This is a genomic window from Pseudomonas sp. 28 E 9 (assembly GCF_900004785.1).
Classification (GTDB): Bacteria; Pseudomonadota; Gammaproteobacteria; order Pseudomonadales; family Pseudomonadaceae; genus Aquipseudomonas; species Aquipseudomonas orientalis_A.
In genome coordinates this window covers 17,922-44,338 of sequence record NZ_CVTK01000025.1, presented here as the reverse complement: position 1 = coordinate 44,338, position 26,417 = coordinate 17,922, and the positions used below count along the sequence as shown (strand labels likewise).

At 59.8% G+C, this 26,417-nt stretch carries 21 protein-coding genes; 12 read left to right on the top strand and 9 right to left on the bottom strand.

All coding sequences use genetic code 11. From position 1 onward, the window contains the following. Window positions 1-5: 5 nt before the first annotated feature. The 5 genes from BFQ00_RS04600 to BFQ00_RS04580 form a co-directional block, all read right to left on the bottom strand. Window positions 6-1,865, bottom strand: coding sequence for a DUF3857 domain-containing transglutaminase family protein (locus BFQ00_RS04600; RefSeq protein WP_065932745.1), 1,860 nt, complete (start codon window positions 1,863-1,865; stop codon window positions 6-8). Between the two features lie 179 nt (window positions 1,866-2,044). Next, window positions 2,045-3,391 (bottom strand): glutamine synthetase family protein, encoded by a 1,347-nt coding sequence (locus BFQ00_RS04595; RefSeq protein WP_065932744.1) that lies wholly within the window; start codon window positions 3,389-3,391, stop codon window positions 2,045-2,047. Between the two features lie 11 nt (window positions 3,392-3,402). Further along, entirely contained in the window at window positions 3,403-3,960 is a 558-nt protein-coding gene (locus BFQ00_RS04590; RefSeq protein ID WP_065932743.1) for a helix-turn-helix domain-containing protein, read from the bottom strand. 44 nt (window positions 3,961-4,004) lie between these two features. Next, window positions 4,005-5,807 carry a M48 family metalloprotease gene (locus BFQ00_RS04585; protein ID WP_065932742.1) on the bottom strand — a complete coding sequence of 601 codons (1,803 nt, stop codon included), beginning with the start codon at window positions 5,805-5,807 and terminating at the stop codon, window positions 4,005-4,007. A gap of 20 nt (window positions 5,808-5,827) precedes the next feature. Continuing rightward, window positions 5,828-6,433, bottom strand: a complete 606-nt coding sequence (locus BFQ00_RS04580) for a LemA family protein (RefSeq protein WP_065884409.1) — start codon at window positions 6,431-6,433, stop codon at window positions 5,828-5,830. Between the two features lie 217 nt (window positions 6,434-6,650). Here BFQ00_RS04580 and BFQ00_RS04575 point away from each other — a divergent pair, with 217 nt between their 5' ends. Then, window positions 6,651-6,959 (top strand): RcnB family protein, encoded by a 309-nt coding sequence (locus BFQ00_RS04575; protein WP_065895529.1) that lies wholly within the window; start codon window positions 6,651-6,653, stop codon window positions 6,957-6,959. 88 nt (window positions 6,960-7,047) lie between these two features. After that, window positions 7,048-8,241 (top strand): MFS transporter, encoded by a 1,194-nt coding sequence (locus BFQ00_RS04570; protein WP_065932741.1) that lies wholly within the window; start codon window positions 7,048-7,050, stop codon window positions 8,239-8,241. Here the strand turns inward: BFQ00_RS04570 and BFQ00_RS04565 are convergent. Together BFQ00_RS04565 and BFQ00_RS04560 are read right to left on the bottom strand one after the other, a co-directional pair. After that, window positions 8,204-8,476 carry a DUF1652 domain-containing protein gene (locus BFQ00_RS04565; RefSeq protein ID WP_065884412.1) on the bottom strand — a complete coding sequence of 91 codons (273 nt, stop codon included), beginning with the start codon at window positions 8,474-8,476 and terminating at the stop codon, window positions 8,204-8,206. The two genes, BFQ00_RS04570 and BFQ00_RS04565, sit on opposite strands and share 38 nt — an antisense overlap. Window positions 8,477-8,578: 102 nt before the next feature. Then, a complete protein-coding gene (locus BFQ00_RS04560) occupies window positions 8,579-10,075 on the bottom strand; it encodes a PAS domain S-box protein (RefSeq protein ID WP_065932740.1) in 1,497 nt (498 codons plus the stop codon). A gap of 196 nt (window positions 10,076-10,271) precedes the next feature. On the opposite strand from BFQ00_RS04560, the gene BFQ00_RS04555 reads away from it, so the two are divergent. The 4 genes from BFQ00_RS04555 to BFQ00_RS04540 all read left to right on the top strand — a co-directional run bounded on the left by BFQ00_RS04555 (window position 10,272) and on the right by BFQ00_RS04540 (window position 13,525). Continuing rightward, on the top strand, window positions 10,272-11,240 hold the full coding sequence (locus BFQ00_RS04555; RefSeq protein WP_065932739.1) for a hypothetical protein: 969 nt from the start codon (window positions 10,272-10,274) through the stop codon (window positions 11,238-11,240). Between the two features lie 80 nt (window positions 11,241-11,320). Beyond that, the gene (locus BFQ00_RS04550; RefSeq protein WP_065884415.1) at window positions 11,321-11,941 is read left to right on the top strand and encodes a transglycosylase SLT domain-containing protein; all 621 of its coding nucleotides are present in this window, start codon (window positions 11,321-11,323) and stop codon (window positions 11,939-11,941) included. Window positions 11,942-12,569: 628 nt separating this feature from the next. Continuing rightward, the gene (locus tag BFQ00_RS04545) at window positions 12,570-12,914 is read left to right on the top strand and encodes an FKBP-type peptidyl-prolyl cis-trans isomerase (protein ID WP_065895535.1); all 345 of its coding nucleotides are present in this window, start codon (window positions 12,570-12,572) and stop codon (window positions 12,912-12,914) included. 11 nt (window positions 12,915-12,925) lie between these two features. Beyond that, entirely contained in the window at window positions 12,926-13,525 is a 600-nt protein-coding gene (locus BFQ00_RS04540; RefSeq protein WP_065932738.1) for a GNAT family N-acetyltransferase, read from the top strand. 15 nt (window positions 13,526-13,540) lie between these two features. Here BFQ00_RS04540 and BFQ00_RS04535 read toward each other — a convergent pair whose 3' ends face one another. Then, complete coding sequence (locus BFQ00_RS04535) at window positions 13,541-14,263, bottom strand: ArsR/SmtB family transcription factor (RefSeq protein ID WP_065932737.1); 723 nt, start codon at window positions 14,261-14,263, stop codon at window positions 13,541-13,543. 73 nt (window positions 14,264-14,336) lie between these two features. Between BFQ00_RS04535 and BFQ00_RS04530 the strand changes: the two genes are divergently transcribed. The 6 genes from BFQ00_RS04530 (at window position 14,337) to BFQ00_RS04505 (ending at window position 24,827) form a co-directional block, all read left to right on the top strand. Continuing rightward, window positions 14,337-15,515, top strand: coding sequence for a cytochrome P450 (locus BFQ00_RS04530; protein ID WP_065932736.1), 1,179 nt, complete (start codon window positions 14,337-14,339; stop codon window positions 15,513-15,515). Between the two features lie 741 nt (window positions 15,516-16,256). After that, a complete protein-coding gene (gene mgtA / locus BFQ00_RS04525) occupies window positions 16,257-18,962 on the top strand; it encodes a magnesium-translocating P-type ATPase (RefSeq protein WP_065888249.1) in 2,706 nt (901 codons plus the stop codon). 39 nt (window positions 18,963-19,001) lie between these two features. Continuing rightward, entirely contained in the window at window positions 19,002-19,718 is a 717-nt protein-coding gene (locus BFQ00_RS04520) for an MgtC/SapB family protein (protein WP_065932735.1), read from the top strand. Window positions 19,719-20,022: 304 nt separating this feature from the next. Further along, window positions 20,023-20,649, top strand: a complete 627-nt coding sequence (locus BFQ00_RS04515; protein WP_057725622.1) for a response regulator transcription factor — start codon at window positions 20,023-20,025, stop codon at window positions 20,647-20,649. 6 nt (window positions 20,650-20,655) lie between these two features. Beyond that, window positions 20,656-24,270 carry a transporter substrate-binding domain-containing protein gene (locus tag BFQ00_RS04510; protein ID WP_065932734.1) on the top strand — a complete coding sequence of 1,205 codons (3,615 nt, stop codon included), beginning with the start codon at window positions 20,656-20,658 and terminating at the stop codon, window positions 24,268-24,270. Between the two features lie 134 nt (window positions 24,271-24,404). Next, window positions 24,405-24,827, top strand: a complete 423-nt coding sequence (locus tag BFQ00_RS04505) for a chemotaxis protein CheY (RefSeq protein WP_065932733.1) — start codon at window positions 24,405-24,407, stop codon at window positions 24,825-24,827. On the opposite strand, the gene BFQ00_RS04500 is transcribed toward BFQ00_RS04505, so the two are convergent. Then, a complete protein-coding gene (locus BFQ00_RS04500; protein ID WP_065932732.1) occupies window positions 24,824-25,888 on the bottom strand; it encodes a 3-deoxy-7-phosphoheptulonate synthase in 1,065 nt (354 codons plus the stop codon). The genes BFQ00_RS04505 and BFQ00_RS04500 overlap by 4 nt on opposite strands. Between the last annotated feature and the right edge of the window lie 529 nt (window positions 25,889-26,417).

Here is a 26,417-nt window from a genome sequence, read left to right as displayed (position 1 = left end):
GAATTTTAGAGCTTCACCACCTGATGCACCTGCTCGGCACAGGCCTGAGCCTCGTCAATCATCTTGCCGAATGCATCGCTGGCCACTTCATCATGGCTCAACCAGCGTTTTTTCTGGCTGAGGCGATAGTGATAGCGCAGCGTGCCATCCTCCAGTTTCCCGTCCAAGTCCAGGTCGTACCAGGGCGAGCGCACTGCGCAGCCGGGGATGGCTTTTTCCATCTTGGCGCCTGTCAGGGTGTAGGTGTAGTCATAGGTTTCAGGGTTGCCCAGATACAGGTCGGTCTGTTGTCCCTGACGACGGTAATTGATGTAACTCTCCCAGCGATCTTGCAGTGACGGATCGGTGTAGACGTAATCATTGCCCAGCTTTTCCAGAGCGCGCTGATCGTTCATCCGTGCACTGACGCTGTAGCCGTCGTGCACCACAAACTCGGTTGGTTCACGGGTGATCCGACAGTCGCTGACGCCATTGCCGAAGTTGGCGCAGATGTCCTCATCGGTAGCGGTAGTGCCTTGCTCGCGATCAGCGACGCTCAGTTGCATCAGCGGCAGGCGGCTGAACGTGATAGTGGCCTGGGTAGCGCCATGGCCGTGTTTGTCGTAGTACACCTGTTTGTCCATGCGCAGGCTGGTTTCCGGACGCTCCATGGGAATGTGGTCTTCACGTACCTGTCCCTGGGCATTGTTGACCAATGCCCAGCGGTCCTGGATGTCGGGCATGATCTGGCCGGGGGCGAAGACCGGGTTGGTGGGGTCCAGCCACCACACCTGACCGTCCACTTCGGCGCGAACGATCACATGGTTTGGCGCGTTGGGGCCGGGAATCAACAACGCGTTCACCCTGTAGCCACGGCTGACCCACGCGGTCTCGGCCTTGATGCCACTGGCGTTGAGCATGGCGCTGAGCAGGACCGCCAGGTCTTTGCAGTCGCCATACCCATGGGCCTCGATGTCCTTGAGGTCGAACGGTATATAGCCACGCCCCGTCGCGCGCCAATCGTCCAGGTAACGGTAGTGATCGTTGATGTGCTGCATCAGGGCGGCTACCCGTTCGGTGGGTGGAAGGTCCCGAACCCGGGCCACGGTCGCCGCGCTGTCGGGGGGGAGGGCGGCCTCCAGTATCTGCTTGTAGCGTTGGGCCAACTCACCGAAATAGGCCTGGCGGTCCAGGGAGCTGCCCACTTCGATATGCGCCTGACGCCGGTACGCGCTGTCGGCTGGCTCATTGATATAGTTTCGGTAAACCGGGGCCTTGCGCACGATCTCCAATGCCTTGCCGTCGGCCGACGGGGTCACGGTAAATCCTTCGAAATATTCACTGCGCCACTGGATGGGCGTTTCGGCAGTAAAGCGCGCCTTGAAGTGATCGCTGCGAATGGGGCCTGCATCGAACATGAGGATGTAGTGAAACTGGGATATCAGCGCTTGTGCAGGCTGATATTTACGTACCGTGTAGCTGATCTGTGTGCCAACGCGAAGGTTTGGAAAGGCCAGGGAGGTCTGTTTATCCCGCGTAAACCCATGTTCGGAGCCAGGGGCGGTGCGGGTGTCGATGTGTTGGGCGCTCAGGCTGACGGGCTTGCCGCCAGGCTGGATTGTCTGCGCGCTGATGACTTCAAACCGGTCGTCTTCGGCGTAATCGAAGTCGATGCGCGAGAGCATTTCGCGCCCGCCGGGCTTGAGAATGGTGTAGTGCTCGGTGGTGGTGCAGTCGGTACTGGCGTCGCGATTGAAGTGGCAGTGCAATTGGGTGTCGCTGGCCAGTGGCGCTTCGGCGACAGGTTGCAGGGCTGCGCAGACGGTATGGGAAACCAGCCCCACGCTGATGGCAATCAAAGGGCGGTGAAAAGAAAAACGGTACATGGGCGCCTCGGGTGACACATTGAAACGACTACCCGACGGGTAGTGAGAAGGCGCCGGATGATAATCGCTCTCAACGGTCAAGGCCAGGATTGTTCGACAATTTTTTCGCCTGAAAGGCCCGTTCTAGAGCCTTTCCTTGATGTGTGTCAGGCCTTTCGCATTTCGCCCGTGGTCGTTGGCTAAAGGAACCAGCGATATTCCCGCGCATGAATTTCCTGCTGGAACGCCAGGTGATCCTGGCGCTTGTTCTCGCAATACACATCGACAAATTCCGCGCCCAGCTTGTCGCGCACCACCTGCTGATGTTGCATGGCGCGCACGGCGTCGAGCATTTCCACGGGGAAATCGGTGCCACTGCTGCGGTCTTCATTCAGCGGTGCGATAGGGTCCTGCCTGGCTTCGAGGCCATGCTCCAAACCGGCGAGGATCGCCGCCAACACCAGGTAGGGATTGGCGTCGGCGCTGGCCAGGCGATGCTCGATACGCAGGTTGCGCGGGTCTGACTCGGGGATGCGCACGCACGCATCCCGGTCTTCGAAACCCCAACTGGCGCGGGTGGCGGCGTTGACCGTACCGCCGAGGCGGCGCAAAGCGTTGTGGTTGGGGGCGAAGATCGGCATGCAGTGGGGCAGCAACGCCAGGCAACCGGCCACGGCGTGGCGCAGCGGTTGCTGCTGGTGCGCCGCCAGCAGATTGTTGCCCGCACCGTCATACAGGCTGACGTGCACATGCATACCGCTGCCGGGAAACTGCAGGTAAGGCTTGGCCATGAAGCTGGCGCGGTAGCCGTGCTTGAGCGCCACGCCGCGCGTGCTGCGGCAGAACAGGGCAGCCCAGTCGGCGGCGCGCAGGCCGTCGTCGCAATGGCCGAAATTGATTTCGAACTGGCCCGGGCCGATTTCGGCGGTGATCACCGTGATATCGATGCCCTGGGCCGTGGCGGTTTGCGCCATGTCGTCCAGCACGTCGCCAAAGCGCGACAGCCGTTCGATATGCAGGGTGGGCCGGTCGTCGGCATCGTCGCTCAGCGGGTCGCGGGGGAATTGCGGCAGGCCGTTGTCGAGCTTTTTGTCGAACAGATAGAACTCCAGCTCAAACGCCACGACCGGGTGAATGCCTTTGAGGCGCAGGCGCTCCAGCACGTTGGCCAGGACTTCGCGAGGTTCGAATTCGATCGGCGCTTCGGTGCCGTCGGAGCTGATCAGCATCTGTCCCAGCGGCTGCGACTCCCAGCTCACCGGCTTCAGCGTACCCGGCACCAGGCGTCTATTGGCGTCCGGGTCACCGTCGTTGAAGCAGTAGTCGCCAATCTTGAACAACCCGCCCTGGGCCCCCAGCAATACGGCGTTCTGCGGCAGCTTCAAGGGGCTGCCGGCGGCGACTTTCTCGAGCATGTCCACCGGGTAGCGCTTGCCGTAGAAATGCCCCGCAATGTCCAGGGCGATCAGGTCGACGTAGCGCACATCGGGGTGGTTCTGGCGGAAGGTCCGTACTTCGGCCAGCAAGGTTGCAGAGGGGCTTTTCACGGGTGCAGCTCCTAGTTGTAAACCCACAGCACGCGGGCGGGCAGGTCGGTCAGGTTGGCGTAGCGGCAGTGGGCGAAGCTGGCGAGATGGAAGCTGTCGCCCGGGCCTAGGGTGACTGCATCGGCTTCACCTTCAACCCACAGGGTCAGCTCGCCTTCCAGCACAAAACCGGCCTGCTCGGCGCGGTCGCTCATGGTCTGTCCACCACTGTTGGCGCCGGGTGCCAACAGGCTGTCGAGCATCGAGAACGCACCGTTCATGCTCGGCGAGACGAGGATGTCGGTGATGCCATTGGCGTAGTACACCGTGCGCCGCTCGTTGGGGCGGGTGACCCAATCCACCGCCCTGGGTTTGGGCCGGCTGTAGAAATAGGTTGTAGGGACGTCGAGGGCGTGGCTGATGGCGGTCAGGTCGGCGACGGTTGGGCGCGACAGGCCGCGCTCGACCTGGGACAGAAAACCCACCGACCGCTCGATCTTCTGCGCGAGTTGGGCGAGGGTGAGTTTCTTGTGCTTGCGCAGGTCGTGGATCAACGCGGCGAGGGTGGCGAGTTCTTCTTGAGGGCTCATGAAATATATGTCAGATAATTTCATGAAAAATTACAGGAATTATTTCATGCGGGCAATGGGGACGCTTCGTCCTCCGCAACCGGAGGTGTTTGCAGGCCTTCGGGCATCGGGCAATCGAGGATGGCGGCGATCGCGCGGGCCAACTCGATTTCTTCGGGGGTGATATGGCCGTCGTTTTCGATGCAGACCGCGACCGCTTCCATCAGGATCTCTTTATCTTCCGGTTGAAGCTGTTGCAGGCCTTTCAACGGTTTGTCGAGTGCATCCAGGCTTGCACCTTCTTTCAGTGTCTTCATTGGCGCCGTATAAAAGGGCAATACATCGCAGGCGCGGTAATACGCCAACTCCATCTGTGCCTGGCTTCTTTGCCCTGTGAGGGCAAGTATGCCGAGCAGCAACGTTATGTTGTCCTCTTGTTGTTCCAGTGTGGACCGGCGTTTGATTGTGGGCTTGGGCAGCACTTGTGCATCGAGTATGTTGATCAAGGCCCAACCCCCAAAAAGGCTGCGGGAATCGACGGCAACCAGGCTCCTCATGATGTGGGTGAAGACCGTGTATTGGTCGGTTGGCAATTGTTTGAGTGCCGGAACGCACAGGTCGAACAACGACAGGCGCAGATAGCGGTCAAGCCCACGTACAGGTGCGTCCAACCCCGGCAGGAAGTGGGCGACTTGTGGATCGAGGGTTTCCTGCAGCAGCGTGAGTTGCCGGGCGCGCAGAGCCGGCTGTACGCAGAGCAGCAAGCTGTAGATCAGGGCTTGTGCGCCGGCAGGGTCGCCCGCTACCGACCAGGCCTCATAGGGGATCATGCTCTGGGTTGCTTGAGTCTGATAACGCTGTGCGGGATCCTCTTGCGTGCTGTTCAGTCCTCTGGCAGCGATGGCCACAGCGCCAAGGACTTCCCAGCGGCGACGATTCTCCTGGGCCTGTTCATCGTCGCCCATCAGGGTTTCCAGCGGAGGAACATCCGGGTACTCGCCATCCCACTCGGGATCAAGACGCCGAATACGTTTATTCAGCGGTGGGTGAGGGGAGACCAGACGCTTTCCCAGGTCTTCGTATGGCGCCGCGAAAAACATCTGAAGAAACTCTTCCGTCTCTTTACAACCAATCAATGAACCGTACTCATACCCACCGATTTTCTTCAGCGCGCTTGCCACGCTTTGCGGGTTACGCGTGAACTGGGCAGCGGCGGCGTCGGCGAGATACTTGCGCTGGCGCAGCACACGGGACATGCCCAGAAAGACCAGATAGGCCCAGCCGAGCCCAAGGAGGAGCAGATATCCGGAAAATAGCGAGAGGAAGACGATCGCAAAGTATATCCCTGTCATTCGTGCATCGCCGCGCATGTCATTGTTGTGAATCTTGCAGAGCAAGTGGGCGACGACGGCTTGTATTTCTTCACGATTGAGGATGGCCAGCGCGCCATAGGTCAAACCAATGACGGAGTCCTGCGGTGTGCGCCCCGCCGCGAAGGCATTGATGCCACGGACATTCAGGAGGTAGACCCTGGGTACCGGGCTGCCCGAGGCGATTGCCATTTCCTCGACAATATCCATTAGCCAACGATCATCCTCTTGGGGATTCAGACTAATCAACGTTCCACCGAGGTTTTCAGCAATGTGGCTACCACCGCCTCTGAGTTTGCGCGTGTGATACCAGCAACATAGCGCGAAGAGGCTAAATATCACCAGGCCGGCGATCAGGAGTGCATACCATCCGGCGACTCCAATGGTTGTCAAAAACAGGCTCACCAATACCGCCGGGGTCAGCAATATTATTGTGGTCAGCAATATGCGGTACACCGCATTACGCCGTGCCCGGTCCTGATGTTCAAAAAAGTTCATGCAGCCATCCGTGGCACTGATCAGGTGAAGGATACCGTCGGGACGGTCTGAATCTGTTTGCTGTCTTCAAACTCCAGCAACGTCGCGTCCGTGCCGTGCCCCACGGCCTGGGCCATGAGGATCGTCGGAAATTTCTGGCGGAAAATGTTGTATTCCATCACCGCATCGTTGAAGAACTGACGGGCATACGCAATGCGGTTTTCGGTATTGGTCATTTCATCGCTCAGTTGCATCATTGTTTCTGATGCATACAGGTCCGGATAATCCTCAAGCGAAACGTTCAGGTTATCCACGGCCGTGTTGAGCCGACTCTCATTCTTGCCCAGTTGCGCGATGGAGTGCGCACTGCCCGGTTCTGCCGCCGCGAGCTTGAGGCAGGCTGCCGCCACGTTGCGTGCTTCGGTGACAGCCACCAGTGTTCCGCGCTCATGACTCATGTAAGCCTTGGCCGTTTCCACCAGGTTGGGGATCAGGTCATGGCGCCGCTTGAGCTGCACCTCGATCTGGCTGAACGCGTTCTTGAAGCGATTTCGCAAACTGACCAGCGTGTTGTAGAGGCTGATCAGGTAGAGCGCGATCACACTGAGAACGCCAATGAAAATGACCCAGAAAACGCTGCCGAACATTGGATGTCCTTATCTGTGAAAGTGAGGTCGCAATCATAGCGGATAATGGCCATTTCCAATGGCTTGTCCAACGTTAAAAGTGCCGACCGGCCAGTGATCCGGCTGGGCCGTTGATGGCGGCAACTCAAGCGTGGCGCTGGAGCAAGGTGAGCGGCTGAATGATTTCGCGCCGCTGCGGTCGGAACCTGGGTACGTCCCCTGAATTGAAGGAGCACCCATGAAGTCCAAATCCCTATTTGCCTGTGTTCTCGTTGCCGCAAGCCTGTCCACCGCGAGTTTCGTGGTGCAGGCCGGCGATACCCCTCAGGAAACCGTGCAACCTTCAAATATCAACGCCCGTGACTTGAAAGAAGGCGACCGCGCCCCGGACATGTTGATGCGCAAGGAGTCAGCGGTTAAAGACTGGAAAAAACGCGGCCTCAAGCAGCCCGAAGAGGAGAGCCAGTGGGCACGTGTAGGCGACAAGTACGTTCTGCTCAAGACCACCAACGGCACCATCCTTGAGATTACGCCGGTCAAGAAATAATCCTGTCGGACCACCTGCTCGCGTCATCTTTCCTGGGTTAAGGTAGCCGACCGCAATGGTCGCGTTACCTTCAAGGAAAGAGAGCAGGATGCTTGCCGCAATAAGAAACTATCCCCGCACGGTGAACCTGCTGCTGTCGGCCACGTTGTTGCTGACGCTGGCCAAGGCGATCACGTTTCCGTACCTGGTGATTTACCTCACCGGCCATTTCGCCCTGGATATCAGCCAGGTCGGCCTGGTGATCGGCAGTTCGCTGATTGTTGGCTCGCTGCTCAGCGTCTATGGCGGTTTCCTCGTCGACCGCGTCAACAGTTACCGCTTGCTGCTCGGGCTGAGCCTGGTGTTTGTGCTGGGGTTCATCGGTACGGTCCTGGCGCAGACTGTCTGGGCGTTCTATAGCTGCCTGATTTTGATCAACCTGGCCTATGCGGTCATCGATATTGCGATCAAGGCCGGTTTCGCCAGCGTGCTGCCCGAGGATGGGCGCAGCGAAGTGTTCTCCATCAAATACACCCTGACCAATATCGGCTATGCCGTGGGCCCGTTTTTTGGCGCGATGGTGGCCACGCTGGATATCAGCCTGCCGTTTATTCTGTCGGCGCTGTTGGGCGCGGGCTTTTTCCTGCTGTATTGGCGCCTCGGCGACCGCGCACTGACCACCGTCGACGCCACGCAAAAACCGGTGTCATTCCTCGCCGTAGGTCGGGTGCTGCTCAAGGATCACCGCCTGGTGTGTTTCACCGTTGGTGGACTGCTCAGTGCCGTGGTGTTCGGTCAGTTCGTCGCCTACCTGTCGCAATACCTGGTGACCACCACCACCGCCGAATACACCTACACGGTAATCAGCACAATACTCACCACCAACGCCGTGCTGGTGATTGCCTTGCAGTACCTGATTGGCCGGCGCATCTCGCACCGCTACTTGAGCCAGTGGCTGATCGCGGGCTTGAGCATGTTCATGCTGGGGTTGATTGGTTTTGCGCTGTCCACCAGCCTGTTGTGGTGGGTGCTGGCGATGGCGGTATTTACCGTAGGGGAAATCATCGTGTTTCCGGCCGAGTACATGTTTATCGACCGGATCGCTCCTGACCACTTGCGCGGCATGTATTACGGCGCGCAGAACCTGGCCAATCTCGGTGCCGCATTGGGGCCGGTGTTATGCGGGCTGGTGCTGGCCAGCCTGCCGGCGCATTACATGTTTTTGATGCTCGGGGGATTTATCGTAGGGGGCGGGGTGTTCTATTTCATTGGGGCGAAGCTGAAGGCAAGTCATCCAGGTTGAGTTTGCCGACGGTGTTGCTCTGCAGTTCGTAGCGCAACTCATCGACCATTTTCGCCACTTCTTCCGGAGTCTGCAGCCGGTTGGTGCTGATACCGGTGACCACCAGGTCGACTCGGCCGGTTTCGGCGTCGAATACCTTGAGGGTCAAGGACGCATCCCGGCACAGGGTGAATTCGCACGTCAGCGGCGACAGGCCTTCTTCGATGCAATTTCGCAGTTGAGAGAGGGTAAACATGCAGGTTCCTTCAAGGCACAGATTCGATGCCTTGAAGGTTATTGATTGCGCCGCCAGCCAATAAGGCGAATTCGCACTATATGAACTAGTGCATTTGCACTCTCAGCGCTTGTTTTTTACCCGCAGTTCGCCGGCAAACAGCCCGCGTTCACGGGCCCACACAATAGCCGAGCTGCGGCTGTGAACGCCCAGTTTGGAGTACACCGTCGCCACGTGATTGCGCACGGTATTGGGTGCCAGCTTCAGGCGCGAAGCGATCTCCTTGTCGGCCAGGCCCTCGCAGATCAAGCCCAGCACGTCCCGTTCACGGGCCGTGAGGTCGGTGAAGGATACATTCGGCAGGTTAGGGCTGTTGACGCTTTTGGCATTGGCCAGTTTCTCGATCAGGGTCTGGCTGAACCAGGAGGCGTCCTGCATCACTTCTTCGATGGCCGCCACCAGCTCCAGCTCCGAGCGCTTGCGTTCGGTAATGTTCATGAACACCAGCAGGTAGCACGGCACATCCTGGATCACCACGGTGTCGGCGGACACCACACAGTCGATCACTTCATTGCCTTTCTTGCGTACCTTGAGGTCGTGGCCGTCGAGGTTTCCGGCCTTTTCCAGCGTGGCGAACAATTGCGCGCTGGCAGGCGGGTTGTCGATGAAGTTGATTTCTTCGATGGACTTGCCGATCAGTTCTTCACTGATGTAACCGGTGATGCTCATGAATGCTTCGTTGACGTCCACAACCTGGCGGTTGGCGGCGTTGCACACCAGGGTCGGCACTGGCGTCAGGCGGAAGGATTTGGCGAACCGTTCTTCGCTCTGGCGCAGAGCGATTTCCGCCTTGCGACGCGGCTCCAGGTCCATGAACGAGAACAGCATGCAGTCTTCTTCGTTCATATCCAGGGGCTGGCCGGCCACCACAACCAGCTTGCTGCCGCCTTCGGGCAGCCTCAGTTCGGCTTGCATCTGTGGAATGGTCGCGCCTTGCCCCAGGCGCTCGATCGCCAGGTCCTTGCGCTCGGCCTGTTCGAGCACGTCCAGTTCATACACGGATTTGCCGATGACCTGGTCGCGGTTGTAGCCGGTCATTTCCAGAAAGCCCTGGTTGACCTTGATGTAGCGCAGGTCGCTCAGGCGGCAGATCACGGCAGGGGCGGGGTTGGCGTTGAAGGTTTTTTCGAAGCGCTGCTCGGCGCTGGCCCATTCGGTGGCATCGCTGAGGATCAGCACCAGCAGTTCCGGCTCACCCTGTGCGTCAGTGATGACCAGGCTGCGCAGGCGGTGCACCCAGGTTTTTTCCTGGTCGGCGGTGGGAATGACCTCCACGATCACGTCGCTGAATTCTTCTCCCGCCGCCGCGCGGGCCAGGGGGTAGCTGTCCAGTTGCAAGGGGTGGTTGTTGCGATAGCGCAGACTGAAGCGCTCGGCGTATTGCCGGGTGTTGGCGCCCAGCCCCATGACGTCGCCGACGCCATGCATGGCCAACGCGGCCTCGTTGGCCCAGAGGATGGTCTGGTCGACCTCCGCCAATATCACACCATCGGATAACCCGGAGATGATTTGTTGCAGTTGGCGGCGGTTGGTTTCTTTGGCAAGAACATCCTGTGTCATAGATTCTCCGAGGGCTGGACGCATTGAATTACGACATCCCAGGTTCTGGATAGTGCAGAGAAATTGTCCCTATGGGAGTGCGAATGCACCAGGCCAGATAGTGCATTTGGGCCACGACTGAACGTATGTCGTTTCGCCACACTCACACCCATCAAGGCACTTTGCCTTGCTCCGATAATTTGAAAAGGACCTTTGTATGACCACTGTCTATGAAACCAATCGATCGCTGTTTCGGGTGTCGTGGAGCTCGGTATTGGCCGGTAGTGCAATTGCACTGGTGAGCTACCTGGTGTTGAGTGTGTTGGGTACGGCGATTGGCGCGAGTGCCGTCGAGCCGATGGAAGCCGGTAATCCGTTGAGCGGTTTTGGTACGGGCGCCGGGATCTGGTTGTTTGTATCTACGCTGATCGCCATTGCACTCGGCGCGTTCGTTGCCGGACGTACCGCACCGGATCGCGGTGGTCTGCACGGTGTACTGACCTGGACCCTGACCACCTTGCTGACCACCTGGCTGCTGGCAGGCTTGGCCTCCAGCGTCGTGGGCACCGCGGGCAACGTGGTGGGTAAAGGTCTGTCGGCTGCCGGCAGTGGCATTGCCGCCGCCGCACCGGGGATCGGCAACAGCATCAAGCAGCAGTTGAATGAGCAGGGTATCCAGCTGGACTGGAACAGCCTGCAAGGTCAACTCGATACCCTGCTCAAGCAAAGCGGCAAGCCTGAGCTGGACCCCGCCAACGTCGAGCAGAAAACCGACCAGGCTGCAGCCGATGGCAAGCAAACGGCGACTGACGCAGCGACCAACCCTGCCCAGGCGGGCGATGAGCTCAAGCAGTGGTTCGAGCGTGTGAAAGCGTCCGGCGAGCCTGCACTGAACGCTGCAGATAAAGAGGCCCTGGTCAATATCGTCGCGGCGCGTACCGGCAAGAGCAAGGAAGAAGCCACGCAGATCGTCGATAACTATGCCCAGGCTTATCAGCAGGCCATGCAGAAAGTCGAACAACTCAAGCAACAGGCTGAACAGAAAGCCCGTGAAGCCGGTGAAGTCGCGGCCAAACAACTGTCTCGTGCAGCCTGGAGCACCTTGGCGATGTTGCTGCTGGGTGCGGCCTTGAGCTTCTTTGTCGGTCGTATCGCGCTGACAACCCGTCGCGTGCCATTGGCTTAAAAACTGTCTGCGGCAGGGACGCCGCCTCGGTGAACGCGTAAAATGCCCGACATTTTACGCGTATCACGCAAAGGTGCCCCTTGAGCGCAGGCAAAGCCGTCGGACTGTTACTACTCACCTCTCTGTTGGCGGCGTGCGGCACCTCGCCGCCACGCACGCCCAACGACATCTGCAGCATCTTTCGCGAAAAGGATGACTGGTACGACGCCGCCAAGGTCACGCAAAAGCGCTGGGGCGTGCCCATCCAGGTGCCGTTCGCGATCATGTATCAGGAGTCGGGCTTTCGATACGACGCCAAGACCCCGCGTAAATACCTGCTGTGGATCATCCCCTGGGGCCGCGTGTCCACGGCGTCCGGCTATGCCCAGGCCAAGGATGAGGTATGGAATGACTACCGCAAAAGCACCGGCCGCAGCGGCGCCGATCGCGAGGATTTCGACGACGCCATCGACTTCATCGGCTGGTACATGGACAAGACCTACACCATCAACGGCGTCTACAAATACGACGCCTACGGCCAGTACCTGAACTACCACGAAGGCTGGGGCGGCTACCGCCAGCGCACCTACGCCGGCAAAGCCTGGCTGCTACCGGTGGCAAGCAAGGTGCAGGCGCGTTCGCAGCTGTACGCGCGGCAATATGCCGGGTGCAAGGATGAGTTGGGGCGAGGGTTCTGGAGCCGGTTCTGGCATTGGTTGTAAAGCCCTGCGCTGGATGCATGCAAATCAAAATGTGGGAGGGGGCTTGCCCCCGATGGCGGAGTGTCAGCCACTGATGTTGCGACTGATGCACCGCTATCGGGGGCAAGCCCCCTCCCACAGTAAATGGCGGTACGGCGACGGGCCTGTGGCGATGCCGCTGACAGCCTCACAGCCGACGGCTATCTGACTGATGCGCTGCGGTCCAAATGTGGGAGGGAACAAGCCCCCTCCCACAGTAAATGGCGGTACGGCGACGGGTCCGTGGCGATGCCGCTGACAGCCTCACAGCCGACGGCTATCTGACTGATGCGCTACGATCCAAATGTGGGAGGGAGCAAGCCCCCTCCCACAGTTAATGGCGGTACGGCGACGGGCCCGTGGCGATGCCGCTGACAGCCTCACAGCCGACGGCTATCTGACTGATGCGCTGCGGCCCAAATGTGGGAGGGGGCTTGCCCCCGATGGCGGAGTGTCAGCCACTGATATCTCGACTGATGCACCGCTATCGGGAGCAAGCCCCCTCCCACATTTGGTTTTGTGCCATTTCCACCAGATGCCTGTTCCTACACTTGCCAAACCCCGCCGATTCTGGGAAAACCCAGCCTTTCACGCTTCCAATGAGACTCCCATGAGCAACGACGAACTGCAGGTCACCGACATCCGCCTGGGCACCGGCAAAACCGTGGTCAAGGGCGCGCTGATCACCACCCAATACACCGGCACCCTGGAAGATGGCACGGTGTTCGATTCGTCGTGGGAGCGGGGCAAGCCTTTCCAGTGTGTGATCGGCACCGGCCGCGTTATCAAGGGCTGGGACCAAGGCTTGATGGGCATGCAGGTTGGCGGTGTGCGCACGTTGTATGTACCGGCGCACCTGGCCTATGGCGAGCGCTCGATGGGCGCGCATATAAAGCCAAACAGCAATCTGCGTTTCGAAATTGAATTGCTGGAAGTGCTGACGCGGGATGATTGAAGGGATTGAATATGGATGTTGATCCACATGTGTTGCCTGGCTGCTCCCTCGAAGGCATTCAGGTGGTCGAGCTGCTTGGCGGCGATGAGGCTGAGCTGCAGCAGTTTTTTGCACAGGCGCCGGATTACTTCATCGCAGTGAACGGTGAACCGGCTACCCCGACCGAAGCGCGGGACGAGTTGCGCGGCCAATTACCCGCAGGTTGGCATTGCAGCCGCATGTACTGGCTGGGTTACCGCGATGCGCAGGATCAACTGGTCGCTGTGGTGAATATCGCCGCGGATCTGCTCGCCGCCGGGGTATGGCATATCGGGTTGCTGCTGGTGCATACGCGCTGGCACGGCAGCGGGCTGGCGCAGCGCTTGCACTGGGACCTTGAGGCATGGGCGGCGGCGAAGGGCGCCCAGTGGCTGCGGTTGACGGTGGTGGTGGGCAATACCAGGGCCGAGCGCTTTTGGCCCAGGCTTGGGTATGTGCAGGTGCGAACCCGAGAGGGCATCGCGATGGGTCGTCAGGTGAACAGGGTCTCTATCCAGATCAAGCCGCTGCACGACGGGACCATTGACGGCTATTTAGCGTTGGTTGAGCGGGACCGACCCAGCACCCCGTAACCTGTACCGGTCTCATCAGGTCACGGTGCCTGATTTCTCCTCAACCTTGATTCCAAATCTGCCGTACAGCGCCTTTCGCCCCTTGGGCGTCAATGCCAACGCCCGGCTGTCGAGGTCCTGGATAACCCATTTGCGGCTTGTAACGGCCTGTAGAACAGCGGCCCCCAATGCGCCGGCGAGGTGAGGGCGGCGCATGCTCCAATCCAGGCATGAGCAAGCGAAACGACGTCGCTGTGCCCTTACGGTTTCTATCTCGATACCGAGCCCTGTCATGCCTTTTTCGCCCTCCACGGTGAGCTGATACGTACCGTCACCCGCATCCGGCAGGGTCAACCAGCCCGAGTCGATGAAATAGTCGTGAAGTTGTACAGCCAGGGACCCTGCCATGTGGTCATAGCAGGTCCGCGCCAACTGCAATCGAGTGGGGGTCGTCGAAACAAACCGGCTTTGCGCGTTTCGGCTGATTACCATGAGGGCTTCAATAGCTTGGGCCACGTGCGCGTCTGCCAGGCTGAAGTAGCGGTGCCTGCCCTGCGTGTGCAGTTTGATCAAACCGTCCTCTTTAAGCCTTGCCAGGTGCGCGCTCGCCGTGGATGCACTGATGTCGGCGATGACGGCCATTTCGGTACTGGTACGGGCGTGACCATCCATCAGCGAGCAAAGCATTTTTGTCCTCGCGGGTTCCGCAATGGCGCCTGCGACACGAGAAATGGCGGTGTCATTGCTTTGGGAATCCATATTTCGTTCCTGAGCGAATTGTCGGTGTGACGATTGTTCGATAGTAGCTGTTCTTCGTGAAAAGGACCGCCAAATGACGCCGTTTGAAGCCGCCACCCATGTCGACCCCTACGGTTATTACGCACGCCTCAGACATCAAAGGGGCCTGTCATTCGATGCAAATCTTGGTTTATGGATTGCCAGTGGCGCCTGCGTTGTCGAGGCTATTCTGGCGCATCCCGACTGCCTTGTACGTCCATTGCACGAGCCGATTCCAGCGGCCATTGCACAAGGCGCCGCAGGCGAGATTTTCGGTCGTTTGATGCGCATGAATGAGGGGGCGCAACACCAGTGTCCCCGCAGGGTTATCGAACCCACCCTGGCCTTGATGGGCGCGGAAAACATCGCAGGCATCGTGGCGCAGGTTGTTGAGACGCTTGATGTCTCGGGCGATAACCCGAATGAGTGGATGTTCACGTTACCGGTGTCGGTCATGGCGACCTTGATAGGCTTCACCTCCAGCCAGCTACAAGAAGTCGCGCAGCTGACACGGGATTTTGTCGCCTGTCTGTCGCCGTTAAGTGACGAGGCTCAACTCGGTAGAGCCCATTGCGGGGCGGCTCGGCTGAGCCGGATGTTCGGGGAGCTGTTGGGTCACGGCGATAAGGGTAGCGGCGTGTTGGGCCGTCTTTATCGCGATTACGAAGCCTGCGCCTGGAAAGACGATGATGCGTTGGTAGCGAATATGATCGGGCTGTTTTCACAGACCTGCGAAGCCACCGCTGGGCTGATCGGCAACACCCTCATAGCGTTCCAGCGTAATCCTGACCTGTTCGAAGACATGCAGCCCACACCGACACTCGTCGCTGAGTGGGTGGCAGAGGTCGCCCGCTACGATTCACCGGTACAAAATACTCGGCGGTTTGTTGCCAGGCGGTGCACGATGGGTGGCAGCGTATTAGAGGCGGGCGATACCATTTTATTACTGCTCGCCGCTGCCAACCGAGACCCCTGCGCCAACCCGGACCCCGACAGCTTCTTGCTCAATCGAACGCAACGACGAACCTTCAGCTTCGGCTCGGGGAGACATCAATGTCCAGGCCAGTCATTGGCATTGGCTATTGCCTCAGAGGTGATTTTGGCATTGCTGCATCGACAGCCAGCCTTACTTACTGGTACTTATCGGTGGAGTTATTTGCCTTCCCTTAATGGCCGTATCCCGCAGTTCTGCCGTGATGGGGAGATTCAAGATAGCAGGCAGGCTCATGAGTGAAAGCACGACACCTGGCTCATAGGTAGGCTTGCCTGGGAATGCGGTGTATCAGGCAATGAATGCGTAACTGACGCACCCTCTTCGTGGGCAAGCCCCCTCCCACAGTAAATGGCGGTACGGCGTCGGACCCGTGGCGATGCCGCTGACAGCCTCACAGCCGACGGCTATCTAACTGATGCGCTGCGGTCCAAATGTGGGAGGGGGCTTGCCCCCGATGGCGGAGTGTCAGCCACTGATATCTTGACTGATACACCGCTATCGAGGACAAGCCCCCTCCCACATGTACTCGCCGGTGTGGTTGAGGACGGCGTTCCTGAACCCATCCTGAAGAAATTTCTTATTCCCAGCGCAGGCACTTTCCTACGGTTTACTCGGCCAACATCGCGGCGTAAGCTTCGCGCGTTTTCATCAATAGCGGAGACCCTCAGTGGGTACTTGTTCGAGTGACAGTAGTCGGCCGGTTTCGGTAACCGGCACATACTTGGCAAGGTAACGCGCATGTTTCAGATGCCGTTGTCTCGCCAACAAAGCGAGAAGCGGCATCCCGGCAGTGGCCAGTCCTGGCGTCTGCCTGATCCTCTCTCATCGACGCTGACCAGCACCTGAGTTGACTCGGGAGGCTACGGACGCGCCTGCCTTTTACGGCGGGCGGGCCAGGTTCGGCTGTGCCTGTGTTTGACGGGCACGGCGCGGGCGGCCAGTACCTGCACGACGGGTTTTTCCTCGCGCAGGAGTAACACCATGAACCTCAGCCTACTCAAAGAGTTCTTCGCCGGCTTCCTGCGGACCCGGCATATCGCCCGGCATTTTCGCCGCCTGGCGATGCTGGAGACTGTGACCGACGCCAGTGTCAGCCGCGAAGTACCGCCCAGCCTGGCGCAAACCCTGGTGGCCGCAGCCAATGGCAGTGCCGTGCAAGTGCTGGGCACGCTGGGCAGCCATGCCGAGGGGCTGAACACCCAGGAGGCCGACGCGCTGCGCGGGCAATATGGGCTCAATGAGGTCGAGCACGAGCAGCCGCTGCCCTGGTGGGTGCACCTGTGGCACTGCTATAAAAACCCGTTCAATCTGCTGCTGACCTTGCTGGCGGTGATCTCCTGGCTGACCGAGGACATGAAGGCGGCCACGGTGATTTTCTCCATGGTGGTGCTGTCGACCCTGTTGCGCTTCTGGCAGGAAGCCAAGTCGAACAAGGCCGCCGACGCGTTGAAGGCGATGGTCAGCAACACGGCGACCGTGCTGCGCCGGGACGCGGCCAAGCGCCTTGAACTGCCGATCAGGCAATTGGTGCCGGGCGATCTGATCGTGTTGTCGGCCGGTGACATGATTCCCGCCGATTGCCGCGTACTCAGTGCCAAGGACCTGTTCGTCAGCCAGGCGGCGATGACCGGTGAATCCATGCCGGTGGAGAAGTTCGCCCAGCAGCAGGATGCCCATACCCGCAACCCGCTGGATCTGGAAAACATCCTGTTCATGGGCACCAACGTGGTGTCCGGCGCCGCCACGGCGGTGATTCTTGCCACGGGCAACGCCACCTACTTCGGTGCGTTGGCGCAACGTGTCACGGCAACCGACCGCGCCACCACCTCGTTCCAGCATGGGGTCAACAAGGTCAGCTGGCTGCTGATCCGCTTCATGTTCGTGATGGCACCGCTGGTGTTGTTCATCAATGGGTTCACCAAGGGTGACTGGACCGAAGCGTTGCTGTTCGCGCTGTCGATTGCCGTGGGCCTTACCCCCGAAATGCTGCCGATGATCGTCACCTCGACGTTGGCCAAGGGCGCGGTGTTCCTGTCGCGCAAGAAGGTCATCGTCAAGCGCCTGGACGCGATCCAGAACTTCGGCGCCATGGATGTGTTGTGCACCGACAAGACCGGCACGCTGACCCAGGACAGGATTTTCCTGGCGCGCCACGTGGACGTGTGGGGCCGGGAGTCTGACGATGTGCTGGAAATGGCCTACCTCAACAGCTATTACCAGACCGGTTTGAAAAACCTGCTGGATGTGGCCGTGCTCGAGCACGTGGAAATCCATCGTGAATTGAAAGTCGGTACCGCGTTTCAGAAGGTTGACGAGATTCCGTTCGACTTCAACCGTCGTCGCATGTCGGTGGTGGTGGCTGAGCAGGACCAGCCGCACCTGTTGATCTGCAAAGGCGCGGTGGAGGAGATTTTGTCGGTGTGCACCAGCGTGCGCCATGGCGACGTCAATGAAGCGCTGACGCCAGAGCTGCTGGCGCGCATTCGCCAGGTCACTGCGGCCTTCAACGAAGAAGGCCTGCGTGTGGTGGCGGTCGCGGCGCAGCCGATGCCGGCCGGGCGTGACACCTACACCCTGGCGGATGAAAACAACCTGACGCTGATCGGCTATGTGGCGTTTCTCGACCCGCCCAAGGAAAGCACCGCGCCCGCCCTCAAGGCTTTGAAGGCGCATGGCGTGGCGGTGAAAGTGCTGACCGGCGACAACGAACTGGTCACAGCGAAGATCTGCCGTGAAGTGGGCCTGGAGCAACAAGGGCTGCTGATGGGCAACGATATCGAGGACATGACCGACGCCGAGCTGGCGCAGGCGGTGGAAACCACCAACGTATTCGCCAGGCTCACGCCCAGCCACAAGGAACGCATTGTGCGTCTGCTCAAGGCCAACGGGCATGTGGTGGGGTTCATGGGGGACGGCATCAACGATGCGCCGGCGCTGCGCACAGCCGATATCGGTATTTCGGTGGACAGCGCGGTGGACATCGCCAAGGAAGCCGCCGATATCATCCTGCTGGAAAAGAGCCTGATGGTGCTGGAAGAGGGCGTGCTGGAAGGTCGGCGCACCTTCGCCAACATGCTCAAGTACATCAAGATGACGGCCAGTTCCAACTTCGGCAATGTGTTCTCGGTGCTGGTGGCCAGTGCGTTTATTCCGTTCCTGCCGATGCTGCCGATGCACTTGCTGGTGCAGAACCTGCTGTATGACATCTCGCAGATCGCGATTCCATTCGACAACGTCGACGACGACATGCTCGCCAAGCCACAACGCTGGCAGCCGGCGGATGTGGGCCGCTTCATGCTGTTCTTCGGGCCGATCAGCTCGATCTTTGACATCACCACGTTCGCACTCATGTGGTATGTGTTCGATGCCAATACGCCGGACCACCAGACCCTGTTCCAGTCGGGCTGGTTCGTGGTGGGGCTGCTCACCCAGACGTTGATCGTGCACATGATCCGCACCCCGAAAATCCCGTTCCTGCAAAGCCGCGCGGCAATGCCGCTGATGGTGATGACAGGCGTGATCATGGCCGTCGGGATCTTTCTGCCGATGGGGCCGTTGGCGCATTACTTCAAATTGCAGGCACTGCCGTCGCTGTACTTTGTGTTCCTGCCGGTGATTCTGCTGGCCTACATGGCATTGACCCAGGCAGTGAAGGGCTACTACATCCGCAAGTTTGGCTGGCAGTAACAGGGGCTCGGTTGCCGCAGCAGTCATGGAGATTTTTTTATGCAGGCCATCAACAACATCAACCTCGACTCCCTGGTCGACACCGTGGTCAGCCTCAGCGCCGCGTTTATTCTCGGCGGTCTGATCGGTTTCGAACGCCAATACCGTCAGCGCACCGCAGGCTTGCGCACGAATGTGCTGGTGGCGATCGGCGCGGCGATTTTTGTCGACATGGCCAATCGGCTGGGCGGTGCCGAAGGCGCGGTGCGCGTGGTCGCGTACGTGGTGTCGGGTATCGGTTTTCTGGGGGCCGGTGTGATCATGCGCGAGGAGGGCAATGTGCGCGGGCTCAATACGGCCGCCACCCTGTGGGCATCGGCCGCAGTCGGTGCCTGTGCGGGGGCCGACCTGATTCTCGAGGCATTGCTGGGAACGCTGTTCGTGCTGGCGGCCAATACGTTGCTGCGCCCGATCGTCAATAACATCAACCGCCAGCCGTTGGACGTGGTCTCGGCCGAGGTGACCAACATTCTCTATGTCATCGCGCGGCGTAGCCAGCAACAGGCAGTCATGGTGCTGTTGGAAGCGGAGCTGGCGCGATGCAACTACCCGGCCAGCGATGTCGATGTACGCCCTTTCGGCAGCGAAGAAGTCGAAATCGAAGCCACCCTCGCCGCGACGTCGGTCGACGGTGACGAGCTGGATGCGTTGGTGGCGCGTATTTCCACCTCCAGCCTGGTGGTGCAGGCGTTCTGGAGCCCAAGTACCACCGACTGATCCGTGTGCCTGAACCGCCCTTTGAGCCAATATCGACTAGGCTTTTCGTGAGGAAAAATCCTACAAGTAGTCAGGACTATCCCTTCAATCAAAACATCATTGCATTGTTAAGGTTGGGCACTTACGGCTGGCCGCCCGTTCTGGTCCATCCGTGATTGCTCGTGATGTTTCAATGGAAGGGACCAGGCTGCGAGTGGTTATCGTCCTGAGGAGGGTGCAGTGCCGTTTGTCGGAACTGTCATATCTCACAGGTACCTAGGTCCCATTTGATATGTAAGGGTACTTCGATCGCCTAGGGGTGTGTATGAGCAAAGCATTAATCGTGGATGACCATCCTTTTATACGTGCGACGGTCAAATATCTGCTGAAGGAGGAAGGATTCGATGAGATCTATCAGGCGGGTGACGGTGCAGATGCAATGCAATTGGCGCGGGAGCAACGTCCCGAGCTGATCATCCTTGACCTGGCGATGCCCAAGCTGGGAGGGTTGGAGGTGATCAGTCGGGTCAAGGCCCTGGGCCTGCCGTGCAGGATCCTGGTGCTGACCTCCTACCTGGCCGTGTTTTTTTCCACCCGTTGCATGCGCGCCGGGGCCATGGGGTTCGTGGCCAAGACCGGCGAGCTGGATGAGCTGCAAAAGGCTATCCGAGCGATCCAGTCGGGCTACAGCTGTTTCCCGAGCCTGCCCACCAGCTCGGTCCGCCGTGACGACCTGCAGGAAACCGAGCGGCAGATGATCGAGTGCCTGTCGGACCGTGAGTTGACTGTCCTGCAGAAGCTGGCCCTGGGGCTGGGCAACAAGGAAATTGCTGAAGACATGTTGTTGAGCCACAAGACCATCAGCACTTACAAGACGCGTCTCAAGGAGAAGTTACGGATGTCCTCAGTGGTGCACCTGTCCAAATTTGCCCAGCGCAATCATCTGATCTGATTTGAAATGGTCGCCATCGCGTTCAAGCGGTTCGCCACGTTTCTCTGGTTGAGCCTGTTGCCCATGGTCGCGATGGCCCTTGATGAGCCCAATGTTCTGCGGCTATTGGGCCACTCTCGTATCGACCCTCCCATCGTCACGCTGCAAGAGCCCGACTGGCGCTGGCTGCGCGAACGGCGCAGGTTGCTGATGGGCGTGTCCGCGCCCGATTACGCCCCCTTCGACCTGACCAATAACCGTGAAGAACTCGAGGGGATTACCGCCGATTTTGCAGCGCTGATCAGCCAGGCCCTGAATATCCCCATTGAGGTTCGGTGCTACGAAACCCGCGATGAAGTGATCGAAGCCCTCAAGCGAGGCGACGTGGACTTCCTGGGTTCGGCCAATGGCTATGAGGCGGCCGACCCGCAACTGATCCTGTCGCGCTCCTACGCCAATGACCAACCCACTCTGGTGACCCGTACCAACGATAGCCAGGCGCTGAGCGATGACCTGGCGGGCAAGCGCGTGGCGATGCTTTATCACTATCTGCAGCCCGAGGTGGTACGGGCGTTCTATCCCCATGCCCGCGTGGAATTGTTTTCTTCGGCCTTCGAGGCGATCGGCGCAGTGGCGTTTGGTCGCGCCGATGTGTACCTGGGCGATGCCATCAGCACCAATTACCTGATCAACCGCAACCAGCTCAATATTGTGCGCATGGCGGATTTTTCCACCCTCGAAGCCAATCCATTCGGTTTTGCGTTCAGCCGGCAGAATACGCGGCTGCCGCCGATCATCAATGCGGCGCTGGAGGCGATTCCCGCCGGTGAGCAGATGGAAATATTACGCCGTTGGAGTGGCGGCAACCTCGGTATTGTCGGTGCTGGCCGGTTGCACCTGAGCGCCAGTGAACAGCGCTGGCTCCTCAAGCATCCGCGGGTCAAGGTGGCGGTGCTCGACAAACTCCTGCCGCTGTCCGTCGTCGATGATCAGGGACAGTTCGAGGGGCTGAGCGCCGAGGTGCTGTCACGTATCAGCCTGCGCACCGGCCTGAAGTTCGACGTGGTGCCGGGCAACTCGATACCGGGCCAGATCGAACAGGTCAGCACGGGCGCGGCGGATATGCTGGCGGTCGTGACCCCCAGCGTCGAGCGTGCGGAAAAGGTGCGGTTTACCCGGCCCTACCTGACCAATGCCCTGGTGCTGGTAACCCGAGGGGATGAACACAGCCCTGTGACAATGGAAGATATGGTGGGTAAACGCCTGGCGATGATCAACGGCAACGGGTTGCGCGATACCATCTCGCGGGACTTTCCGGGCGTCGTGTTTATCGATGTGGACAGCGCGGAGCAAGCGATGGCGATGGTGGCCAGAGGCGAAGCGGAGGCGGCGGTCAATTCGCTGATCAGCGCGCGCTATATGATCGCCCGGTATTACCGCAATCGGTTACGCATCACCAGCACGGTCGGCTCGGAGCCGGCGCGTATCACGTTCGGGGTCAACCGCAGTCAGTTGGAGCTGTATTCGATTCTCGACAAGGCGCTGCTGAGCATCACCCCGCAGGAAATGGATGAGATGATTGCCCAGTGGCGCAGTGAGGTGATTATCGAAGACAGTTACTGGCTGCGTCACCGCAACGTGATCATTCAGGGGTTCGGGCTGGCCGCGCTGTTATTGATCGTCACGCTGAGCTGGGCCATCTATCTGCGCAGTCTGATTCGCAAGCGCGTCCAGGCCGAACGCGCCCTGAGCGACCAGATGCGCTTTATGAGCGTATTGATCGACGGCACCCCCCACCCGATTTATGTGCGTGACCGCCAAGGGCGCTTGATGGCCTGCAATAACGCTTATCTGGATGTATTTGGCTACAAGCTTGAAGACGTGATTGGTAAAACAGTGGTTGAAACCGACGCCGGCAACCTGCCGCAGGCTCAGTCGTTCCATCAGGATTACCTGCGCTTGATGGCCGACGGCGAGCCACAGATTCATGACCGCATACTCAAGTTGCCCAGTGGCGAGGCCCTGACCATCTACCAATGGATGTTGCCGTATCGCGACGGTGACGAGAAAGTGGTGGGCATGATTGCCGGGTGGGTCGATGTCAGCGAGCGCCAACAATTGTTGGGTCAGTTGCAGGAAGCCAAGGACGATGCCGACGCCGCCAACCGGGCGAAGACGACCTTTCTGGCGACCATGAGCCACGAAATCCGCACGCCAATGAATGCCGTGATCGGCATGATCGAGCTGGCCCTGAAGAGCGCCGAACAGGGCTTGGCGGACCGGGATGCCCTGGAGGTGGCGTCGGAGGCTTCGCGCGGCATGCTGGAGTTGATCGGCGATATTCTGGATATCGCGCGGATCGAATCCGGTCATCTGTCGTTGGTCCTGGAACCGGCCAATCTGCATGAATTACTGACGTCGGTGGCACGCGTGTTCGAAGGTTTGGCGCGGGCCAAGGGATTGGCGCTGCAGGTTGAACTCGATCCATCGATTGATCGCATGGTGCTGGTTGACCCCCTGCGTTTCAAGCAAGTGGTGTCGAACCTGCTGAGCAATGCCATCAAGTTCACCCACAACGGGCAGGTAACGCTCGGTGCCCATGCGACGTTCGATGGGGAGCACCTGAAACTGCAATTGTGGGTGCAGGACACCGGGATCGGCATCAGTGCCCAGGACCAGTTGCGCCTGTTCAGCCCCTTTATCCAGGGCAGCAATGGTGAGCAATCGGCGCGTAGCGGCTCCGGCCTGGGGCTGGTGATCAGCCGCAACCTGTGCGAAATGATGGGCGGGCAGTTGCACTTGAGCAGTGTGCTAGGGCAGGGCACCCGGCTGGATGTGACACTGGCCCTGGTCATGACCGCCGCAGTGCCGCAGGAAGGGACGGCGGCGAGCGCTCCCGTCACGCCGCCTCATGCCTTGAGTATCCTGGTGGTGGACGACTACCCGGCCAACCGTTTGCTGCTGGCTCGACAGTTGAGTTTCCTCGGTCATCGCATCACCACGGCCGAGGATGGCATTCAAGGACTTGAGCACTGGCGCGCCGGGCAGTTCGATGGCGTCATTACCGATTGCAATATGCCGTTCAAGAATGGCTATCAGTTGGCGCGGGACATCCGCTTGCTGGAGCGTGAATCAGGGCTGGCGCCGTGCCTGCTCCTGGGGTTCACCGCCAATGCTCAGCCCGAGGAAGCCGAGCGCTGCCGGCAGGCCGGGATGGATGGTTGCCTGTTCAAACCCACCGGCATTGACGATTTGCGCGCTGCGCTGGCGTCACGCTCCACTTACGCCCCCAGCCCTGAAGCAGCGGCGTTTGATTTGAGTACCCTGATCACGTTGACGGGGGAGGACCACCACGCGCTCACCGAGCTGCTGATACCCTTGCTCGACAGCCTGGAGGCGGACCGGGCGCTGTTGTCGCCGCTGCAGCGCAGGGCTGACTTCGCCAGGTTGCACGACCTCGCACATCGCGCCAAGGGAGGGGCACGAATGGTCAAGGCACAGGTTCTGATCGCGCGCTGTGAAGCGCTGGAGGCCGCTTGTGAAAGGCAGGACCGCAACGCGCTGGCAGCGACGACCGAGGCTGTCGGGGAAGCTATCCTCGCTTTGCATGGTGGGCTGAGCCTTTATTGCAATCAGCCTTGATCCCGATTAACGGCCATTGGGAGCTTTTGGGAGAAGTCCTACACGAAGGGGGAATAAGCCTGATTTTGTGTTCGGGATTTGTCTGGAAAATGGGCGACGCTCACTGACGAGCGCTGCCTGCCCAGGGGTTTGCCATGCCGAACAAAGCACTGACCATCCTCATAGCCGATGACTTGCACTTGCAACGGTTGTACATCGAGAAAATGCTCAACCAGTTGGGGTATCACCGAATTGTGCCGGTGCAGACCTTTGAAGAAGTCCAGATCCTTACCGCCATTCCGGCCGAACCCTTCGATGTGCTGATCATCAATGCGGTCCTGGTGGCCCATGCAAGCGGGCCCAACCCGCAGGCGCGCCATGTGCTGGTCTACGACAACCTGGACCTGGACGTACCCGCCGACGCCATGCCGACCGTATCGGTACGCCTGCCGGGCGTACCGGATAACGTCAATCTCGAACATTTCATGGAGCTCATCGACCCGCCCCACACCCTGGCCGGCTTGCGGGTTTTGCCGTGGTTAAGGGCATTATCCCGTCAGCCGGCCGTCGGAGCCTAGTCGCGAAGGCGCTTGGCGGCGCTGCGCAGCAACTGCTCTGTGCCCGCCCAGCCCAGGCAACCATCAGTCACCGACACGCCGTATTTCATCGACGGGCCCAGCGGCTGGCAGCCTTCGAACAGGTGGCTTTCGAGCATCATGCCGATCAACGACGTGTCGCCCTGCAAGCGCTGCTCCAGCACCTCGTTGAACACCGCCGGCTGGCGCAGCGGGTCCTTGCCGCTGTTGGCATGACTGCAATCGACCATGATGCGCGCAGCGACCCTGGACTTGGCCAGGTCGTGTTTCACCTGGGAGACGCTCTGCGCATCGTAATTCGGCCCGCGGTGACCGCCGCGCAGCACCAGGTGGGTGTCGGGGTTGCCCGGCGTCTGGATGATGGCCGGGTGCCCCAGGCTGTCGACGCCGAAGTGGCGGTGCGGGTGCGAGGCCGAGCGCATCGCGTCGCAGGCAATCGCAACGCCGCCGTCGGTCCCGTTTTTGAAGCCTACGGGCATGCCCAGGCCGCTGGCCATTTCGCGGTGGATCTGCGATTCAGTGGTGCGCGCGCCAATTGCCACCCAACTGAGCAGGTCGTCGAAGTAGCCGGCGGCCATGGGTTGCAACAGCTCGGTGGCGACCGGCAAGCCCAGGCGCAGCATCTCGCGCATCAGTTCCCGGGACAGGGCCAGGCCTGCGGCCATGTCATCGCTGCCATCGAGGTGCGGGTCGTAAGCCAGGCCTTTCCAGCCAATGGTGGTGCGGGGTTTTTCGACGTAGGCGCGGATGACCAGCAGCATCTGGTCGCTGACTTCAAGCGCCAGCTTCTTGAGGTTGCGCGCGTATTCCATGGCCGACTGCGGGTCGTGTATCGAGCACGGGCCGACAATCACCAGCAAGCGTGAGTCCTGGCCATTGAGGATGGCGCGCACGGCTTGGCGATGGGCGTGCACCTGTTCATTGAGGAACGGACTGAGGGGCAGTTGATGCTTGAGCTCATGGGCGCTGGGCAGGCGCTGGGTCAGGGCTTCATTGGCGCTGGTCAGCGTAGAGACGGGTAAAGCGGCGACGGAGGCGTTCATATTCAAGGTTTCCTGGGCAAGCGGCGGGCAATTCCCGCACGCTTGGCCTACTGGGGTGTTCGACAATTGGCCGTATCGGCTACGTGTGTTGGCTTGCCACCAAGAGGTGACCGGTCGGAGGCGGCAGGCTGTCCCGAACGGAGCTGGCTAAATCGCCATGCAGCACAAGTGTCGTAGCGGTAATAGGTGGCGTAGTTCATGTCGTGATTCCTTCAAGTGTGTTTGATTGAGCAAATTATCCGGGCCTGGAAAAACAAAACCCCCGGTCGGGGAGCCGACCGGGGGTTAGATTTCTCTGGCAGGCGACCCCTTGAGTAGTGGGCGCCGATTTCAGGTATCAGGCGCGCCAGTGGCTAAACCAATACCCAAAATAAAAGCTGACCAGTGCGCTCGAACCGTTCACACGGGTAGCCGACACCGAGCGCAAGGCGCTGGCGGCAGGGCAAACCTGAGTATGGGTGAGTGGCAACATGGTAAGTCTCCAAATGATGTTGGGCAGCTTACTAGAGCTTCGCGGGTGGATTCAATC

Excerpts from the sequence above, each read along its gene's own strand:
- BFQ00_RS04600 (WP_065932745.1), bottom strand. The coding sequence starts at position 1,865 with ATGTACCGTTTTTCTTTTCACCGCCCTTTGATTGCCATCAGCGTGGGG.
- BFQ00_RS04590 (WP_065932743.1), bottom strand. The coding sequence starts at position 3,960 with ATGAGCCCTCAAGAAGAACTCGCCACCCTCGCCGCGTTGATCCACGAC.
- BFQ00_RS04585 (WP_065932742.1), bottom strand. The coding sequence starts at position 5,807 with ATGAACTTTTTTGAACATCAGGACCGGGCACGGCGTAATGCGGTGTAC.
- BFQ00_RS04580 (WP_065884409.1), bottom strand. The coding sequence starts at position 6,433 with ATGTTCGGCAGCGTTTTCTGGGTCATTTTCATTGGCGTTCTCAGTGTG.
- BFQ00_RS04575 (WP_065895529.1), top strand. The coding sequence starts at position 6,651 with ATGAAGTCCAAATCCCTATTTGCCTGTGTTCTCGTTGCCGCAAGCCTG.
- BFQ00_RS04570 (WP_065932741.1), top strand. The coding sequence starts at position 7,048 with ATGCTTGCCGCAATAAGAAACTATCCCCGCACGGTGAACCTGCTGCTG.
- BFQ00_RS04565 (WP_065884412.1), bottom strand. The coding sequence starts at position 8,476 with ATGTTTACCCTCTCTCAACTGCGAAATTGCATCGAAGAAGGCCTGTCG.
- BFQ00_RS04560 (WP_065932740.1), bottom strand. The coding sequence starts at position 10,075 with ATGACACAGGATGTTCTTGCCAAAGAAACCAACCGCCGCCAACTGCAA.
- BFQ00_RS04555 (WP_065932739.1), top strand. The coding sequence starts at position 10,272 with ATGACCACTGTCTATGAAACCAATCGATCGCTGTTTCGGGTGTCGTGG.
- BFQ00_RS04545 (WP_065895535.1), top strand. The coding sequence starts at position 12,570 with ATGAGCAACGACGAACTGCAGGTCACCGACATCCGCCTGGGCACCGGC.
- BFQ00_RS04540 (WP_065932738.1), top strand. The coding sequence starts at position 12,926 with ATGGATGTTGATCCACATGTGTTGCCTGGCTGCTCCCTCGAAGGCATT.
- BFQ00_RS04535 (WP_065932737.1), bottom strand. The coding sequence starts at position 14,263 with ATGGATTCCCAAAGCAATGACACCGCCATTTCTCGTGTCGCAGGCGCC.
- BFQ00_RS04530 (WP_065932736.1), top strand. The coding sequence starts at position 14,337 with ATGACGCCGTTTGAAGCCGCCACCCATGTCGACCCCTACGGTTATTAC.
- mgtA (WP_065888249.1), top strand. The coding sequence starts at position 16,257 with ATGAACCTCAGCCTACTCAAAGAGTTCTTCGCCGGCTTCCTGCGGACC.
- BFQ00_RS04520 (WP_065932735.1), top strand. The coding sequence starts at position 19,002 with ATGCAGGCCATCAACAACATCAACCTCGACTCCCTGGTCGACACCGTG.
- BFQ00_RS04515 (WP_057725622.1), top strand. The coding sequence starts at position 20,023 with ATGAGCAAAGCATTAATCGTGGATGACCATCCTTTTATACGTGCGACG.
- BFQ00_RS04510 (WP_065932734.1), top strand. The coding sequence starts at position 20,656 with ATGGTCGCCATCGCGTTCAAGCGGTTCGCCACGTTTCTCTGGTTGAGC.
- BFQ00_RS04505 (WP_065932733.1), top strand. The coding sequence starts at position 24,405 with ATGCCGAACAAAGCACTGACCATCCTCATAGCCGATGACTTGCACTTG.
- BFQ00_RS04500 (WP_065932732.1), bottom strand. The coding sequence starts at position 25,888 with ATGAACGCCTCCGTCGCCGCTTTACCCGTCTCTACGCTGACCAGCGCC.